The sequence below is a fragment of the Pararhizobium sp. P1_E7 genome (genome assembly GCF_056405855.1).
Window position 1 is genome coordinate 208602 of sequence record NZ_JBFUBH010000003.1, and the last position, 14991, is coordinate 223592.

Sequence of the window (14991 nt, forward strand, 5' to 3'; positions counted from 1 at the left end):
TTTCAACTGGTGCTTTCGCGAATTCTGGTCTTTGTCGGTGGTCTTCTGGTCGTGGCGCTGTTTGCCGCGCTGATTGCCCCGCTGTTCGTGGACTGGACGGATTTCCGCAAGGACTTCGAGCGTGAGGCGAGCCGGATCATGGGCAAGCCGGTGGTCGTTCACGGAAGCGTCGATGCCCGCCTGATTCCGTTTCCTTCGGTAACCCTCAATGACGTGCGTGTCGGCCAATCCGAAACGGGCGAGCCGCTGATCCAGGTCGAGCACTTCAAGATGAATGCCGAGCTTGCGCCATTCCTCTCCGGCGAAGCCCTGATCTTCGACATGCGGCTGGAGAAACCCAAGGCGAAGATCAGGCTTTTGCCCGACGGCACGCTCGATTGGGCGCGGGGGCGCAAGGCGTCGATACCGGCCAAGACCGTGATTCTGGAAAACGTCGCCATCACCGGCGGCCAGATCGATTTCATCGACGAGCAGACCGGCCGGACCCGGCGCGTCACCGGGCTTGAGGCCGATCTTTCGGCCCGCTCGCTTGCCGGTCCCTGGAAGATGGAAGGCCGCGCGGCGCTGGACGGCGAAGCCGGCAGTTTCGCCTTTTCCAGCGGCGAGGCTGACGAAACCGGCACGCTTGGACTGCGCTCGCGGCTGACGCCTGACAAGCGGCCCTTCGGCGTGGAACTCGACGGCGATCTGAAGATCGTCGATTTCAAGCCGGTCTATCAAGGCAAGTTCACGCTTACGGAAAACAAGCCGGCGGAGGCACAGAAGACGCAGGACAAATCGGCCGCCCTGCGGGTGACGGGCGGTTTCGAGCTGACCAATGAACGCATTCGCGTTCCTGATTACCGGCTGGAAATCGGCCCGAAGGACGATCCCTATCTGGTGACCGGTGAGGCGACGCTGGATACCGGCAAGGAACAGGAGTTCCTGCTTCTGGCCGATGGCCAGCAGATCGACGTCAGCCGTATCGGCAATGCAGGTGCTGCCGGCAAGACCGGTCGCGATCCTGCGCTTTCGGTGCGGCAGAGACTTGCGGCGATCACGGCGATCGCAGCCGACATTCCGATCCCGCAAGTACCCGGCCGGGCGAGCCTGAAACTGCCTGCAATCGTCATCGGCGATACGACCGTGCGCGACGTCCGGCTCGATCTGCGGCCCGACGGGGTGGGCTGGATGGTCGACAATGCCGTGGCACAACTTCCCGGCCGTACCCAGTTCGAGGCCAAGGGCCGGCTGCAGCTGAGCGGTGTGCGTGCCTTTCGTGGCGAGATGCTTGTTGCCTCCAACCAACCCTCGGGGCTGGCGACCTGGCTTGCAGGCTCTGTCGATCCGGCGATCCGCAAATTGAAGACCGCCGGTTTTTCAGCGACGGTGAACCTGACGGATACGCTGCAGCAGTTCGAGCGGCTGGAGGTGGCAGCGGGGCCTGCTGTCCTGCGTGGCCGGATCGAGCGGCAGGCCCTGGACGGCGTGCCGCCAAACCTGTCGCTGCAGCTCAAAGGCAACAGCATCGATCTGGAAGCGTTGCAGGCGCTGGCCGGACTGGTGGCCGGCGATGCCTCCAGCGCGACGCTTCTGTCGCACACGATCGCGGCGGACCTTTCGGCCGAAAAATTCTCCGCTTTCGGCGAGGATGCCAGCGACGTGCAGCTGGTGGCGACCCTGAAGAACGGCCAGCTGCAGGCCGAGCGCGTATCGATCGGCAATATCGCAGGCACGCAGCTTGCCTTGTCCGGACGGATGAGCGGCGAAATGACCGCGCCGGTGATTTCGGCCAAGATGAAGCTCGCATCTCCCGATCTTACCCCCTTTCTGACGATGATCGAACGCCATGCCGCGGCCCATCCGGCGCTGGAGCGGCTGGTGAAGAGCGGCTCCTATTACAGCAACGCAGCACTGGACCTGACGCTGTCTGCCGGCAGCCAGGACGGCAAGGCGCCAGTTACGTTCGGCATTCTCGGTTCGGCCAACGGCACCAAGATCGCCGCCAATTATCAGGCGCCCGACATTGCAAAGGCGCTCGCCGGGCAAGGCATCCTGCTCGAAGCCACGATGGAGAACCCATCGACGCCGGTTCTCTTCGGCCAGCTCGGTTTTGATCCCCTGCCGTTCGATGCCGATGAGAACGCCATCCTGTCGGTGAAGCTTCAGGGCACCGACGGCCAGAAGGCGAATGCTGGCCTTACGTTCACGACAGCACGCACATCATTTTCGGCGAATGGCGACATCGATCTTTCGCGCGATAATTTTCTATCCGGCCAATCGAAGATTTCGCTCGAAAGCCAGGATTTCGAACCGTTCCTGCTGTTGCAGGGGATCGGCCTGCCGCAAATGGGGACCGGCCTGCCGCTGGCGCTGAAGGCGGATATTGCAACGACGGCCGACGCCGTGACCTTGTCGGGCATCGAAGGCAAGGCGGACGGCAACGCATTTTCCGGCACGTTTGCGGTCGACCGGAAAACACCCGGCAAGGCGACTGGCCAAATTGCCCTCGACACGCTTGATCTGGCCTGGATCGGCGAGGGGATACTCGGCGCCGTGCAGGATGCGGCAAGCGGCGACTTGTCTGTCTTGCCTGTGGTTCAGCCGGCCTGGAGCGGGCTCGATGTGGCTGTCGATATTTCCGCCAAGCGGTTCTGGCCCGGCGTCTATGGCGCCGTATCCGGCATGTCCGGCAAGCTTGCCTGGAAGGGTGACCAGATTTCGATCGATACGATTGCCGGCAGCTGGCTGGGTGGCAAGATCGAGGGGCGTCTGCTGCTTGGCAATGGCGATGGCTCCGGCTTCTTCCAGACGCGGCTCGACCTGAAGGACGGCGATCTTGGCGCTGCGGTTTGGAAGACCGGCGGAGCGGCCGTTGCCGAGGGGAAATTTGACCTGACGCTTGCCGTCGAGGCGTCCGGAAAGACGGCGCGGGCCATGGTCGAATCGGCAAGCGGCTCGGGTACGGCAACGCTGCGCGACACCGTTGTGAATGGTCTGAACAGCGCTGCGCTGCCGGATATCTTGGCGGCAGCCGATCGCATCGAAGGCGATATTACGCCGGAATCGGTCAAACCGTTGGCGCAGAAGGCCGTATTGTCGGGGCAGACGGCGCTTGGCGGCGTAACGGTGCCGTTCAGCATTGCGGGCGGGACATTGCGGGCCCAGAACGTTACCGCCGCCGATGCCGCCGCCGGGCTGTCCGGAAGTCTGGAAATCAGCTTTCCGGATGAGCGGATGAACGCCGGCGTCGCGGTCGATTTCCGTCCGGGCGAGGAGGCGCTGACCGGCGCAGAGGCGCAGGTGAGCCTTGACTATGCGGGGCTCCTGCATGCGCCCGGCCTGACGTTCGACGTAACCGACCTGTCGAATTTCCTGTCGCTCAGGGCTTTCGAGCGTGAGCGCCGCCGTGTCGAGACGCTGCAGGCAAACGTGCTTGAAAAGCAAAGACTGCGCCGCGAAGTGGCGTTGTACAAGGCTAACGCGATCGAGCGCGAGGCGGCGCGCCTGCGGGCTGCGGAAGAACAGCGCCGGCGCGCGTTAGCTGCCAAGGAGGCCGCGCGGCAAAAGGCGGAAGCTGACGCCAGGGCGCTGGCAGAGAAGAAAGCGGCAGACGAGGCTGCGGCTGCCAATGCCGCCGAAGAAGCCGTGCGAAAAGCCGAAGAACAGAAAAACCAGGGCCTGTTGCCGTTCGACCCGACCGGCGGCGTGGTACGGGGCGGGGAGTTGAGCGCGCCGCAGGGTGCCGGCCAGAAATCGGTCATCCAGACCCCGCAGCAAGGGCTTAATTTTGAAGTCCTGCCGGGGGTCCGGCCGCAGTAGACTTTTTCAAAGGCGCTGGCATCACGGCACAGATGCCGTGCTCAAGGGCTGCTGCAGCCGCGCATCATTCATGACGTGCAAAGGTCGCTGCAGCATCTTTGATCCAGGTCAGGACATGGACTCTCAGCGCAGATGAAAGATTGCTGTCGGCTGGACGCCCGTCGTCGATCTCGGCGATGAGTTGTGCAAGCGGGATCTGGCGGATCTCGGCGATCGCCTTCAGCTCCTGCCAGAACGGCTCCTCCAGCGAAAAGCTGGTGCGGTGGCCGTGCAGCGTCGCTGAATGCTTGCGGATCACATGCGCCTCAGATCACAATTGCGCCTCAGAATATGAATCACCTTGATCTCAAAGTGATTCCGGAAATCGGTCTTATCTATTGATTTTAAAATGACTTATTGGCTTTTGGCAGGCGCGGCGCTTACTTCCCGTCGTCCGGGGTAACCGGCGGCGTCTCGCGCCGGCCCTGGTCGAGCGCTTTGCTGGCCTTGTCGTTGAGCGTTTGGGTCAGCTGTTTTTCGGCTTTTGTCCGCCCGAAGGATATGCGGTTCTGATCCGCCGTCCGGTCCTTCTCCGCCCGCGCCTTCTGCTTGCGGAACTGACGGAGATTGACGATGTCGCCGGTCATGATGAGCCTGTCGGACGTTTCGTTTTCAGTTCTTCTTGCGGAAGGAATCCAGCGAAACCACCGAGCCGCCTTCCTTCTTGCCGTCATCGCCGGATTTGCCGGACGCTTCGGTTTCCGGTTCGCCGGATTTTTCCGCCGTCGCGACCGGATAGGCGGTGATTTCGGCGGTTTCTTCCTCCTCAACGGCGGCGACATCGAACTCAAGCTCGAAATTGACGGACGGATCGTAAAAGCCGCGGATCGCGTTGAATGGGATCACCAGCTTTTCCGGCGTGTCGGAGAAAGACAAACCGATTTCGAACAGCGTGTCGGTGACCTTCAGATCCCAGAACTGGTGCTGCACGACGATTGTCATCTGCTCGGCGTATTTGGCCTTCAGATGCTGGGAAATGCGCACGCCGGGTGCGCCGGTGAGAAAGGTGATGAAGAAATGATGATCGCCAGGAAGGGCACCGGTGGCTGCGACTTCGATCAGGACCTTGCGAATGACGCTGCGAAGCGCATCCTGCGCCAGAATGTCGTAGCGGATATGGTCTTGGCCCATAAGATCCCCGTCTTTCTTGTAACTCAACTTTGTCACACTTATGCCATTTGCTCTGTACGCAGGAAAGTCCTGACATACGAGTCATTTGTGCATCATCTATAGACCATTTCAAGGCGATCGAGAAGGCGACCTCGGTGGAGAGACGGTGGCGTCGGGGAGAGAGAAGTGGAGGTTTCTGTTGCCAGGTACCTCCGAACCCCGCCTTACGGTGCGAACCGCAAGGGCTTGATTTGAAGTGTCACACTGCGATTAAGCAGCGAGACGAGCTTCCGCATAGTTGTCGTTTGCAACTACAATTTTAGCCCGATAACGGTGGTACAATGCCGAGCAAAAAGTCGATCTTTACGCCCTTGTCGATCCTATTTCGCCCCCATCAAAAGCCGGTCTGTCATGCCTGACATAAAGCCGTTTTCGACCGGTTTTTGGTGGAGGCGCCGGGTACCGCCCCCGGGTCCAATAGGTTTATTTCATCGCCTGTTTATCGCCATAGCCGCCCGAAGACGGCAACTGTCATATAGGTCTTAAACCGCGCCAAGAAAAGGGCCTTTTCGAAAATACAATCAGGGCTTGGTGCTCATCCGGGGCGGATGGGTCTTGACATGCTCGCCAAGCGTGAAAAAACTCGTGTGATGCAGCTTTCATCAGGAAAGGTGCGCGGCGTGAAGCCAACCCGTGAGGAGACACCATGACGGATTATCTCGCAGATGTGAAGAAATACGACAGCGCCGCCGACGAGGCTGCTGTGAACAAGATCGTCAAGCATCTGGGCATTGCCTTGCGCAACAAGGATTCCTCGCTCGTCTCCGCCTCCGATCCGACAGAACTCGACCGGGTCAAGGAGAAATGGTGCGGCAAGAAGCTGGGTGTCACCGGCCCCGACGCCGATGCAGCCGTCGATGCCGTTGCCAAGACGATGGCCGGCGACCGTTCGAAGTCCCGCGTGACCTTCTATTACCTGGTGGCAAAACACTTGGGCAAGCTCGCGACGCTTTGATCACTCGAGCCTTTTGATCGTTGCGCCTGGGGAAACCCGGCATTTACCGATTGGTTCGCCGCCGCCTTGCGCCTATTTTACCGCGAAACGAATCGGCGGCGGACCCCATGAAACAATATCTCGACCTCTTGCGTCACGTGATGGAGACCGGCTCGGACCGCGGTGATCGGACGGGAACCGGCACACGGTCTGTTTTCGGTTATCAGATGCGTTTCAATCTGGCCGATGGCTTTCCAGTCCTGACAACGAAGAAGCTGCATCTCAAGTCGATCATCCACGAACTGCTATGGTTCCTGAAAGGCGACACCAACATCGCCTATCTGAAGGACAATGGCGTCCACATCTGGGATGAATGGGCCGATGCGAACGGCGATCTTGGTCCGGTTTACGGCTATCAGTGGCGCTCCTGGCCGGCTCATGACGGCCGTCACCTCGATCAGATCGCAGCCCTTGTCGATGGGTTGAAGAACAACCCGAACTCCCGCCGTCATATCGTCTCGGCCTGGAATCCGGCGCTGATCGACGAGATGGCGCTGCCGCCGTGTCACTGTCTGTTCCAGTTCTATGTGTCCGACGGCAAGCTGTCCTGCCAGCTCTATCAGCGTTCCGGCGATGTCTTCCTCGGCGTGCCGTTCAATATCGCCTCCTACGCGCTTCTGACCCTGATGGTGGCGCAGGTCTGCGGCCTTCAGCCGGGTGATTTCGTCCATACGTTCGGCGACACGCATATTTATCACAATCATTTCGACCAGGTACGCGAACAGCTGGCGCGCACGCCGAAGGCGCTGCCGAAGATGGTCATCAATCCGGATGTGAAGGACCTGTTTTCCTTTCGTTTTGAAGACTTTGAACTGGTCGGCTACGATCCCGATTCACATATCAAGGCGCCGGTTGCGGTGTGACCGCAATGATGACACCGTCGCCGGACAGGATGACCTGAGGTTGAACGGTCGAGGAGGACCCTATGCTGACGTTGATCCATGCGCCGCAGTCGCGCTCTTCGCGTATCATTTGGCTGCTTGAGGAGCTGGGGGCAGAGTACGATATCCGCTATGTCTCCATTCGCCGCCGGGATGGCTCTGGCGGGCCGGATGACGACAATCCGCATCCGCACAAGCAGGTTCCGGCCCTGCTGCACAATGGCGCGCTGATCACCGAATCGACGGCAGTCGTGCAATACCTGGTCGAACTCTATCCGCAGTCGGAACTGGGCCGGCCGCCGGGACATGCGGAGCGCGGCGCCTATCTGTCTTGGCTTGCCTATTATGCCGGCGTGATAGAACCGTCCGGAAGCGCTTTCCTGACCGGCGTTGCCGCCGGACATCCGGCTCTTATGAAAGTTTACGAGGACATGTGCGTGCATGTGGTCGAGACGCTGACGAAGCAGCCTTATCTGCTTGGCAACACGATCAGTGCCGCCGACCTGCTGCTGGTCAGCGCGCTGATGTGGATGCGCAAGCTGTTGCCGGACAGTACGGTGGTCGATCAATATGTTCAGTCGATAACGGCGCGGCCGGCACTTGCCCGTGCCCGTGCGGTCGATGTCAAGCCGGATGGATTTCATGACTGAGCCGAAAGTAAGCCTTGTCGTTGCGGTGTCCGCCAACGGCGTGATCGGCAGGGACGGCGGTCTGCCGTGGCACCTGCCGAGCGACCTCAAGCGCTTCAAGGCGCTGACGCTCGGAAAGCCGGTGATCATGGGGCGAAAGACCTGGATCTCGATCGGAAGGCCGCTTCCGGGCCGTCCCAATATCGTCGTCAGCCGTGATGCGCATTTCGCGGCAGAGGGGGCAATTGCCGTTCAATCGCTGGAGACCGCGCTCGACGAAGCATTGAGGCTTGCCATTGATCTTGGCGTCGATGAGGTTTGCGTCATCGGGGGTGGCGAGATCTACCGTCAGGCAATCGGCCGGGCCGATCTCTTGCACGTCACCACGGTCGCCGCCGAGGTTGAGGGTGACACCCGGTTTCCCGCTATCGATCCCTCGGTTTTCGAAAGGATCGTCGACGAGCCGCTGCCGCGAGGCGAGAAGGACAGCCACGCGATGCATTTCTCGACCTGGCGGCGTAAAAGCTGAGCAATGCTAACTATTTTGCCGGATTTACGGTGAAGTTGGATGCGCTGCGTTGAAAGCCGTTCTGGACATACCTATAACGGGTTCACATCATGGCCTGCGGCCTGTCCGCGGGGTATTGATCTTAGAATTCTTTCTGTAGAAGAGGTATGAATGCCCTGGAGCAATCAGAACGGCGGCGGCGGTGGTCCTTGGGGCGGCGGCGGCGGTGGAAACAAGGGTCCCTGGGGCCAAGGGCCGAACCGGCCGCGTGGCGGTGGCCGTGGCAATGGCGGTCCTCCGGATCTCGAGGAGATCTTCCGCCGGGGTCAGGACCAGCTGAAGGGCGTGGTGCCGGGTGGTTTTAACGGCGGCGTCGCCGCGATCATCGGCCTTCTGATCGTCGGCTTCATCCTCATCAACTCCATCTACACCGTCCAGCCGGACGAGCGCGGCGTCGAAATGCGGTTCGGCAAGCCGAAGGACGAGATTTCCATGCCGGGTCTGCACTATCATTTCTGGCCGCTTGAAACGGTCGAGATGGTCAAGATCACCGAGCAGCAGCAGAATATCGGCAGCAAGTCGGGCATTGGCGACCAGTCGGCCGCAGGGCTGATGCTGTCGGGCGACCAGAATATCGTCAACGTCCAGTTCTCCGTCCTGTTTTCCGTGACCGATCCGAAGGCTTATCTCTTCAACGTCGAGGATCCGTCCGACACGCTGCAGCAGGTTGCCGAAAGCGCCATGCGCGAAGTCGTCGGCCGCCGTCCGGCGCAGGACATCTTCCGCGACAACCGCCAGGCGATCGCAGCCGACGTGAAGACGACGATCCAGGCAACGATGGATACCTATGGTGCCGGCGTCTCCGTCAACACGGTCGCCATCGAAGATGCGGCGCCGCCGCGCGAAGTCGCCGATGCGTTCGACGAAGTGCAGCGCGCCGAGCAGGACGAAGACCGGTTCGTCGAAGAAGCCAACCAGTATGCCAACCAGGTGCTCGGCAAGGCCCGCGGCCAGGCAGCCCAGTTGCGCGAAGAGGCGGCCGCCTACAAGGGCCGCGTCGTCAAGGAAGCACAGGGTGAGGCGCAGCGCTTCATCTCTGTCTATGACGCCTATTCAAAGGCTCCCGACGTGACGCGCAAGCGTCTCTATCTCGAAACGATGCAAGGGGTTCTCGGCAAGTCCAAGAAGGTCATTCTCGACGAGAAGAACGGCCAGGGTGTGCTGCCCTATCTGCCGCTCAATGAAATCGGCAAGCCCGTGCAGTCGGGAGGGGCCCAGTAATGACCAATCGTCTTCCCTATATCCTCATCGGCCTGGCACTCCTGCTGATGGCGGTCTATTCCTCCGTGTTCATCGTCAACCAGCGCCAGCAGGCCATCGTCGTGCGCTTCGGCCAGATCAAGGACGTGAAGACCGAGCCGGGTCTCTACTTCAAGCTGCCGTTCGCCTTCATGGATGCCGACCGCGTTCAGTATGTCGAAAAGCAGGCCCTGCGCTTCGATCTCGACAACATCCGCGTCCAGGTTTCCGGCGGCAAGTTCTATGAAGTTGACGCCTTCGTCGTCTATAAGATCGCCGATGCCCGGCGCTTCCGCGAGACCGTTTCCGGTGATCGCGAATCGGCCGAATCGCGCCTTCGCACGCGTCTCGATGCTAGTTTGCGCCGGGTCTACGGTCTGCGCGGCTTTGAATCGGCCCTGTCCGAAGAGCGTGCATCGATGATGCGCGAAGTCCGCGCCGACCTGAAGACAGACGCAGAATCGCTCGGCCTCAACATCGAGGACGTTCGCATTCGCCGCACCGACCTGACGCAGGAAGTCTCGCAGCAGACCTTCGAGCGGATGAAGGCGGAACGTCTGGCGGAAGCCGAACTGATCCGCGCCCGCGGTAATGAAAAGGGCCAGACCCGTCGTGCCGTTGCCGATCGTCAGGTGGTCGAGTTCGTTGCCGAAGCGCAGCGCGATTCGGAAATCCTGCGCGGTCAAGGCGAAGCCGAGCGGACAGCCGTCTTTGCCGATGCCTTTTCCCGTGATCCGAAGTTCTTCGAGTTCTACCGCTCGATGGCGGCCTATGATCAGGCGATCGGCAGCCCGGAGACGACGCTGGTTCTGTCGCCGGACTCGGAATTCTTCCGCTATTTCAACAGCTCGGACGGGGCCGCCGCTCCTTCCGCCACTCAGCCCGCCGCAGGAAACTGATCAGCGCAATGGGTGATTTTCTGACAGGAATTGCATTTTTCCTGATCATCGAGGGGCTGGTGTACGCACTGGCCCCTTTGGTTTTGGTGGAAATGGCCAAGCGTTTGCCCCATATTCCAGAGCAACAGTTGCGGCTGTTCGGGCTCGTATCCGTCGCCATTGGCGTCGCACTTGTCTGGATGGTGCGAGGATAAGACATGACACATAAATTGCTTATTCGATTGGTGGACGCAGAATATGCGATCACGAGGCTCAACATTGGAACGCCACTGCCGGAATGGCTGCCTGGAGCCGGTTTCTGGGCCGTCTCAAGTTCGCGCGAGGAAATGACGCTGGTTTGCCGGGCGGCGCGTATTCCCTCCAATGTCCAATCGTCAGGCGGCTGGCGCTGTTTCCGCATCGAGCAGCATTTCAATTTCGAAGTTCCGGGCGTTCTCGCCTCCGTGCTCAATCCGCTCTCCGAAGCCGGCGTCGGCATCTTCGCCAATTCCACCTTCAGCACTGATTACATCTTCATCATTGCCTCCGACCTCGACAAGGCCGTGGCGGCGCTGAAGGCACACGGTCACGAACTGACGAATTGACGGGGCGGGCGGGTGGCGCTTTTGACGCTAACGAAAAGATGACTGGACGCGTCCCAAATCCGCCTTATCTTCGAATAGATTCTACGCCAACTTACGCAGCTTAGAGGTTGACGGAAAACCAATCTCCAAGCTCGTCCGTAGGACGAAATTTCCTGCTCGCCGTTGTTGCGGCGGCATGCGTTGCCAAATCGAGAGAACCCCATGGGCTTGTCCATCCGCGCTTCCTTTTTCCGGTCCGTCACGCTCGCGGCGAGTGCTGCTCTCATGATGAATACCGTGCCGGCCCTGTCTGTCGCCCATGCGCAGATCAAGGCGCCGGCGGCGACGCAGCAGGGTCCGGATTCGGTTGCCGATCTTGCCGCCGGACTGCTTGATGCCGTCGTCAACATCTCCACCTCGCAGAACGTCAAGAATGACGACGAGGCGCCGATGCCGCAGGTACCGGAAGGCTCGCCGTTCCAGGATTTCTTCGACGAATTCTTCAAGGGGCAGGGTGGCCAGGGCGGCAATCGCCAGCGCACGGTCAACTCGCTCGGGTCCGGTTTCGTCATCGATCCCTCGGGGATCATTGTCACCAACAATCACGTGATCGAGGGCGCCGACGATATCGAGGTCAATTTCGCCAATGGCTCCAAGCTCAAGGCTAAGCTGATCGGCACGGATACGAAGACCGACCTCGCTGTTTTGAAGGTCGAGCCGAAAAGGCCTTTGACCGCCGTTCCGATCGGCGATTCCAGGCAGATGCGGATCGGCGACTGGGTGATGGCGATCGGCAATCCGTTCGGTCTGGGCGGCACGGTGACGGTCGGCATCATTTCGGCGCGCGGCCGCAACATCAATGCCGGCCCCTATGACAATTTCATCCAGACCGATGCTGCGATTAACAAGGGCAATTCCGGCGGCCCGCTCTTCAACATGAAGGGTGAGGTCATCGGCATCAATACGGCGATCATTTCGCCTACGGGCGGATCGATCGGCATCGGTTTCTCGGTTCCCACTGAACTTGCCGGCAACGTCATTTCGCAGCTCAGGGAATTCGGCGAAACCCATCGCGGCTGGCTCGGCGTGCGCATTCAACCGGTCACGGCCGATATTGCCGAAAGCCTGAAGATGGAGACGCCAAAGGGGGCGCTCGTAGCCGGTATCATCAAGGGCGGTCCTGTCGATGGCGGTGCGATCAAGACAGGCGACGTGATCCTGAAATTCGACGGCCGCGATGTCGTCGAAATGCGCGATCTGCCGCGTGTCGTCGCTGAAAGCCCGGTCGGCAAGGCCGTCGATGTGGTGATCGTGCGCGACGGCAAGGAGATGACCGTCAAGGTAACGCTCGGCCGCCTCGAAGACGGCGACAATCTTGCCGAGGCGGACGCCAAGACCTCGCCGACGGAAGAAGGCACCGATCAGGCCGAGCCGCCGGCCGCTGACTTGCCGGCGTCCGACATCGTGCTCGGGATGAAACTCACCGTGCTTGATGCTGAAAGCCGCAAGACCTATGGCATTTCGGAGGATGTCGAGGGCGTCGTCATCGCGGAGGTTCAGCCGCAATCGGCCGCCGCCGAACGGCGGATCGCGTCTGGCGACGTGATCGTCGAGATCGGCCAGGAGGCAATGAAAACGCCGGAAGACGTTTCGGCAAGGGTCGAGGAACTGAAGGCGGATGGCCGGCGCAATGCGCTGTTGATGATCGCCAACAAGACCGGCGAACTGCGGTTTGTGACCGTGCGGATGGAATAGTTTTCGCCGGCTGGTTCTGATTGAGCGTGAAGGCGGCTGGAGTGCTTCCGTTTGAACTTGAAGCGCTCTAAAAGCCCGCCTTTATCGTCTCAGCCACTCATGCCGGCCGATGGCATAGACGACGTGATGCTTGAGCTGTGGCGTGGTGTCCGGCACCCGCGGATGCTCAAAGTCTCGGGACGGATCGTGGCGCATGCCGAGGCGTTTCATCACGGCCGTCGAGCGCTGGTTGTTTTCAACCGCGAAAGAGACGATTTCTGGAAGCGCGTGCGCTTCAAACCCATGCTGCAGCATCGCTTCGGCCGCTTCGGTGACAAATCCCCGACGCCAGAAACGGACGGCGAGCCGCCAGCCGATCTCGACCGTGCCATCCGGCAGGAATGGCTCCAGATCGGTGCGGGCGAGGCCGAGAAAGCCGATCGGCTCGTCCGTGTCCTTGAGTGCAAGGGCGAAAAAACCAAGCCCGGTTTCGCTGATGCGGCGCCGCGCCTCATCCATCAGCGCATCGGATTCTTCGCGCGAGCGTTGACGCGGAAAGAATTCCATCACCTTGGGATCGGCGTTGATTTCGGCAAACAGCGGCCGGTCTGTCTCCAGCCAGTTGCGGATGCGCAGGCGCTCCGTTTCCAGGATGATCACCTGACGAAATCCGTCTTCCGGTAGCCCTGGATATAGAGAAGGGCGGAGAGGTCGGCATGGTCGATGCGAATTTTGACCTGCGCGGAGACGACGGGCTTGGCATGCAGGGCGACGCCGGCGCCGGCCAGATGCAGCATGCCGAGATCGTTGGCGCCATCGCCGACGGCAAGGGCGTCAGCGGTCGAAATCCCAAGCTTCGTCGTGATATCGACGAGCGCATCGACCTTGGCCTGCTTGCCGAGGATAGGCTCGGCGACCGTGCCGGTCAGATAGCCGTCCTTCTCGATGAGGATATTGGCGCGGTTTTCGTGGAAGCCGAGCGTTGCCGCAATCGGACCGGTAAAGACGGTGAAGCCGCCGGAGACCAATGCGGTATAATAGCCCTTGGCTTTCATCGTCGCGACCAGTTCGCGGCCGCCGGGGGTCAGCGTGATGCGCTTTTCGATGACATCGCCGACGACGCTGAGCGGTAGGCCCTTGAGCAGGGCGACGCGTTCGGTCAGCGCTGGCTCGAAGGCGATCTCGCCGTTCATCGCGCGGGCCGTGATCGCCGCGACCTTGTCCTTCAGGCCGACTTCGGCGGCTAGTTCGTCGATACACTCCTGGCCGATCATGGTGGAGTCCATGTCGGCGATCAGGAGTTTCTTGCGGCGCGTCTCGGCGTTCTGGACGATGACGTCGACCGGCGTATCGCCGATCACGCCGCGCAGCAGCGCTTCCTGCCAGTCCGGATTGGCGCCGTCTTTCAGCGCGATGTCGCAGGCGACGCCGTCGGCAAGCCAGTAGAGGCCGGATGCATCGACTGCGGCTGCTGCCTCTTCGGCGAGCGCCGTGGTCAGGACAGGATTTGACGGATTGGCAACAAGCGTGGCAACGAAGGCCATGATGAAAAACCTTGAGATTGGACAGGACGCGATCCTGATAACCGGGCCGACCGCCAGCGGCAAGTCCGCTCTCGCCGTTCAGCTGGCGAAACGGCACAATGGCGTGGTGATCAATGCCGACAGCATGCAGGTCTACGATACGCTGCATGTGCTCACCGCGCGTCCGTCCGACACGGATATGCAGGGCATCCCGCATCATCTTTACGGCCATGTTCCGGCCTCCCGGCACTATTCGACGGGCGAGTGGTTCCGGGATGCCACTGAGGTTCTCAAGGTAGCCCGTAGCCAAGGTAAGATACCCGTCTTCGTCGGCGGCACCGGGCTCTACTTCAAGGCGCTGACCGGTGGCCTGTCGGATATGCCGGCTGTGCCCGCCGCGATACGCGACGATGTGCGGGGCCGGTTGCAGGCGAAGGGGGCCGAGGCTCTGCATGCGATCCTTTCGCAGAAGGATCCGGAAACCGCCGCAACTTTGCGGCCGGGCGATGGACAACGCATTGCGCGCGCTCTGGAAATATTCGAGGCGACCGGCCAGTCCATTCGTATCTTTCAGGCGCGGCAGGGGCCGGTTGCAATCGATCCCGAAAAAGCCTTGAAAATCGTCGTGCTGCCGGAACGGGCGCTGCTGCGCCAGCGGATTGACCGACGCTTTGCGGGGATGCTGGAGAGTGGCGCCGTCGAGGAGGTAAGGGCTCTTCTGTCGCTTGATCTCAAGCCGGAAATGCCGGCGATGAAGGCGATCGGCGTGCCGCAAATAGCGGCTCTGCTTTTAGGCACGATGAGCAAGCTGGAGGTGATCGAAACCGCATCCGCCGCCACACGGCAATATGCCAAGCGGCAGATGACGTGGTTTCGCAACCAGCTTGACGACAGCTGGTTACGCCTAGACCCGCAGAGCGCCTGATCCGTGGTATAAGCCTCCCGCATTCC

General features: G+C 60.8%; 16 protein-coding genes and 1 other RNA gene. 11 read left to right on the forward strand and 6 right to left on the reverse strand.

Annotation, left to right across the window (positions count from 1 at the left end):
* Window positions 1-9: 9 nt before the first annotated feature.
* Window positions 10-3801, forward strand: a complete 3792-nt coding sequence (locus tag AC1D17_RS05605; RefSeq protein WP_477564428.1) for an AsmA family protein — start codon at window positions 10-12, stop codon at window positions 3799-3801.
* 64 nt (window positions 3802-3865) lie between these two features.
* Here the strand turns inward: AC1D17_RS05605 and AC1D17_RS05610 are convergent, their stop codons facing one another.
* The 4 genes from AC1D17_RS05610 to ssrA form a co-directional block, all read right to left on the reverse strand.
* Window positions 3866-4099, reverse strand: a complete 234-nt coding sequence (locus AC1D17_RS05610) for a ribbon-helix-helix domain-containing protein (RefSeq protein ID WP_477564429.1) — start codon at window positions 4097-4099, stop codon at window positions 3866-3868.
* Between the two features lie 121 nt (window positions 4100-4220).
* A complete protein-coding gene (locus AC1D17_RS05615; protein ID WP_477564430.1) occupies window positions 4221-4427 on the reverse strand; it encodes a DUF4169 family protein in 207 nt (68 codons plus the stop codon).
* A gap of 25 nt (window positions 4428-4452) precedes the next feature.
* A complete protein-coding gene (locus AC1D17_RS05620) occupies window positions 4453-4971 on the reverse strand; it encodes an SspB family protein (RefSeq protein ID WP_477564431.1) in 519 nt (172 codons plus the stop codon).
* A 164-nt stretch (window positions 4972-5135) separates the two neighbouring features.
* Window positions 5136-5515, reverse strand: a transfer-messenger RNA (tmRNA) gene (gene ssrA / locus AC1D17_RS05625).
* Between the two features lie 141 nt (window positions 5516-5656).
* On the opposite strand from ssrA, the gene AC1D17_RS05630 reads away from it, so the two are divergent.
* The 9 genes from AC1D17_RS05630 to AC1D17_RS05670 all read left to right on the forward strand — a co-directional run bounded on the left by AC1D17_RS05630 (window position 5657) and on the right by AC1D17_RS05670 (window position 12538).
* Window positions 5657-5965: a DUF2853 family protein gene (locus AC1D17_RS05630; RefSeq protein WP_060506112.1), complete on the forward strand. Its 309-nt coding sequence runs from the start codon at window positions 5657-5659 to the stop codon at window positions 5963-5965.
* Between the two features lie 107 nt (window positions 5966-6072).
* Window positions 6073-6867 (forward strand): thymidylate synthase, encoded by a 795-nt coding sequence (locus tag AC1D17_RS05635; RefSeq protein ID WP_477564432.1) that lies wholly within the window; start codon window positions 6073-6075, stop codon window positions 6865-6867.
* 62 nt (window positions 6868-6929) lie between these two features.
* Entirely contained in the window at window positions 6930-7535 is a 606-nt protein-coding gene (locus tag AC1D17_RS05640) for a glutathione S-transferase family protein (RefSeq protein ID WP_477564433.1), read from the forward strand.
* A complete protein-coding gene (locus AC1D17_RS05645; protein WP_477564434.1) occupies window positions 7528-8043 on the forward strand; it encodes a dihydrofolate reductase in 516 nt (171 codons plus the stop codon). Before AC1D17_RS05640 ends, AC1D17_RS05645 begins: the two co-directional genes overlap by 8 nt.
* 150 nt (window positions 8044-8193) lie before the next feature.
* Window positions 8194-9303, forward strand: coding sequence for an FtsH protease activity modulator HflK (gene hflK / locus AC1D17_RS05650; protein ID WP_477564435.1), 1110 nt, complete (start codon window positions 8194-8196; stop codon window positions 9301-9303).
* Complete coding sequence (gene hflC / locus AC1D17_RS05655; protein WP_477564436.1) at window positions 9303-10220, forward strand: protease modulator HflC; 918 nt, start codon at window positions 9303-9305, stop codon at window positions 10218-10220. Before hflK ends, hflC begins: the two co-directional genes overlap by 1 nt.
* A gap of 8 nt (window positions 10221-10228) precedes the next feature.
* Complete coding sequence (locus AC1D17_RS05660; protein ID WP_112840202.1) at window positions 10229-10414, forward strand: DUF2065 domain-containing protein; 186 nt, start codon at window positions 10229-10231, stop codon at window positions 10412-10414.
* 3 nt (window positions 10415-10417) lie between these two features.
* Window positions 10418-10804 carry an ACT domain-containing protein gene (locus tag AC1D17_RS05665; RefSeq protein WP_477564437.1) on the forward strand — a complete coding sequence of 129 codons (387 nt, stop codon included), beginning with the start codon at window positions 10418-10420 and terminating at the stop codon, window positions 10802-10804.
* Window positions 10805-11005: 201 nt separating this feature from the next.
* A complete protein-coding gene (locus AC1D17_RS05670; RefSeq protein WP_477564438.1) occupies window positions 11006-12538 on the forward strand; it encodes a DegQ family serine endoprotease in 1533 nt (510 codons plus the stop codon).
* 81 nt (window positions 12539-12619) lie between these two features.
* On the opposite strand, the gene AC1D17_RS05675 is transcribed toward AC1D17_RS05670, so the two are convergent.
* Window positions 12620-13177, reverse strand: coding sequence for a GNAT family N-acetyltransferase (locus AC1D17_RS05675; protein ID WP_477564439.1), 558 nt, complete (start codon window positions 13175-13177; stop codon window positions 12620-12622).
* Window positions 13174-14061 (reverse strand): phosphoserine phosphatase SerB, encoded by an 888-nt coding sequence (serB, locus tag AC1D17_RS05680; RefSeq protein ID WP_477564440.1) that lies wholly within the window; start codon window positions 14059-14061, stop codon window positions 13174-13176. Before serB ends, AC1D17_RS05675 begins: the two co-directional genes overlap by 4 nt.
* Between serB and miaA the strand changes: the two genes are divergently transcribed.
* Entirely contained in the window at window positions 14060-14965 is a 906-nt protein-coding gene (gene miaA, locus AC1D17_RS05685) for a tRNA (adenosine(37)-N6)-dimethylallyltransferase MiaA (protein WP_477564441.1), read from the forward strand. The two genes, serB and miaA, sit on opposite strands and share 2 nt — an antisense overlap.
* The last annotated feature ends 26 nt before the right edge of the window (window positions 14966-14991 follow it).

Bases quoted from the DNA above. Each gene is read 5' to 3' on its own strand.
- AC1D17_RS05615 (WP_477564430.1), bottom strand. From the start codon at position 4,427: ATGACCGGCGACATCGTCAATCTCCGTCAGTTCCGCAAGCAGAAGGCG.
- AC1D17_RS05620 (WP_477564431.1), bottom strand. From the start codon at position 4,971: ATGGGCCAAGACCATATCCGCTACGACATTCTGGCGCAGGATGCGCTT.
- AC1D17_RS05630 (WP_060506112.1), top strand. From the start codon at position 5,657: ATGACGGATTATCTCGCAGATGTGAAGAAATACGACAGCGCCGCCGAC.
- AC1D17_RS05635 (WP_477564432.1), top strand. From the start codon at position 6,073: ATGAAACAATATCTCGACCTCTTGCGTCACGTGATGGAGACCGGCTCG.
- AC1D17_RS05640 (WP_477564433.1), top strand. From the start codon at position 6,930: ATGCTGACGTTGATCCATGCGCCGCAGTCGCGCTCTTCGCGTATCATT.
- AC1D17_RS05645 (WP_477564434.1), top strand. From the start codon at position 7,528: ATGACTGAGCCGAAAGTAAGCCTTGTCGTTGCGGTGTCCGCCAACGGC.
- hflK (WP_477564435.1), top strand. From the start codon at position 8,194: ATGCCCTGGAGCAATCAGAACGGCGGCGGCGGTGGTCCTTGGGGCGGC.
- hflC (WP_477564436.1), top strand. From the start codon at position 9,303: ATGACCAATCGTCTTCCCTATATCCTCATCGGCCTGGCACTCCTGCTG.
- AC1D17_RS05660 (WP_112840202.1), top strand. From the start codon at position 10,229: ATGGGTGATTTTCTGACAGGAATTGCATTTTTCCTGATCATCGAGGGG.
- AC1D17_RS05665 (WP_477564437.1), top strand. From the start codon at position 10,418: ATGACACATAAATTGCTTATTCGATTGGTGGACGCAGAATATGCGATC.
- AC1D17_RS05670 (WP_477564438.1), top strand. From the start codon at position 11,006: ATGGGCTTGTCCATCCGCGCTTCCTTTTTCCGGTCCGTCACGCTCGCG.
- miaA (WP_477564441.1), top strand. From the start codon at position 14,060: ATGATGAAAAACCTTGAGATTGGACAGGACGCGATCCTGATAACCGGG.
- serB (WP_477564440.1), bottom strand. From the start codon at position 14,061: ATGGCCTTCGTTGCCACGCTTGTTGCCAATCCGTCAAATCCTGTCCTG.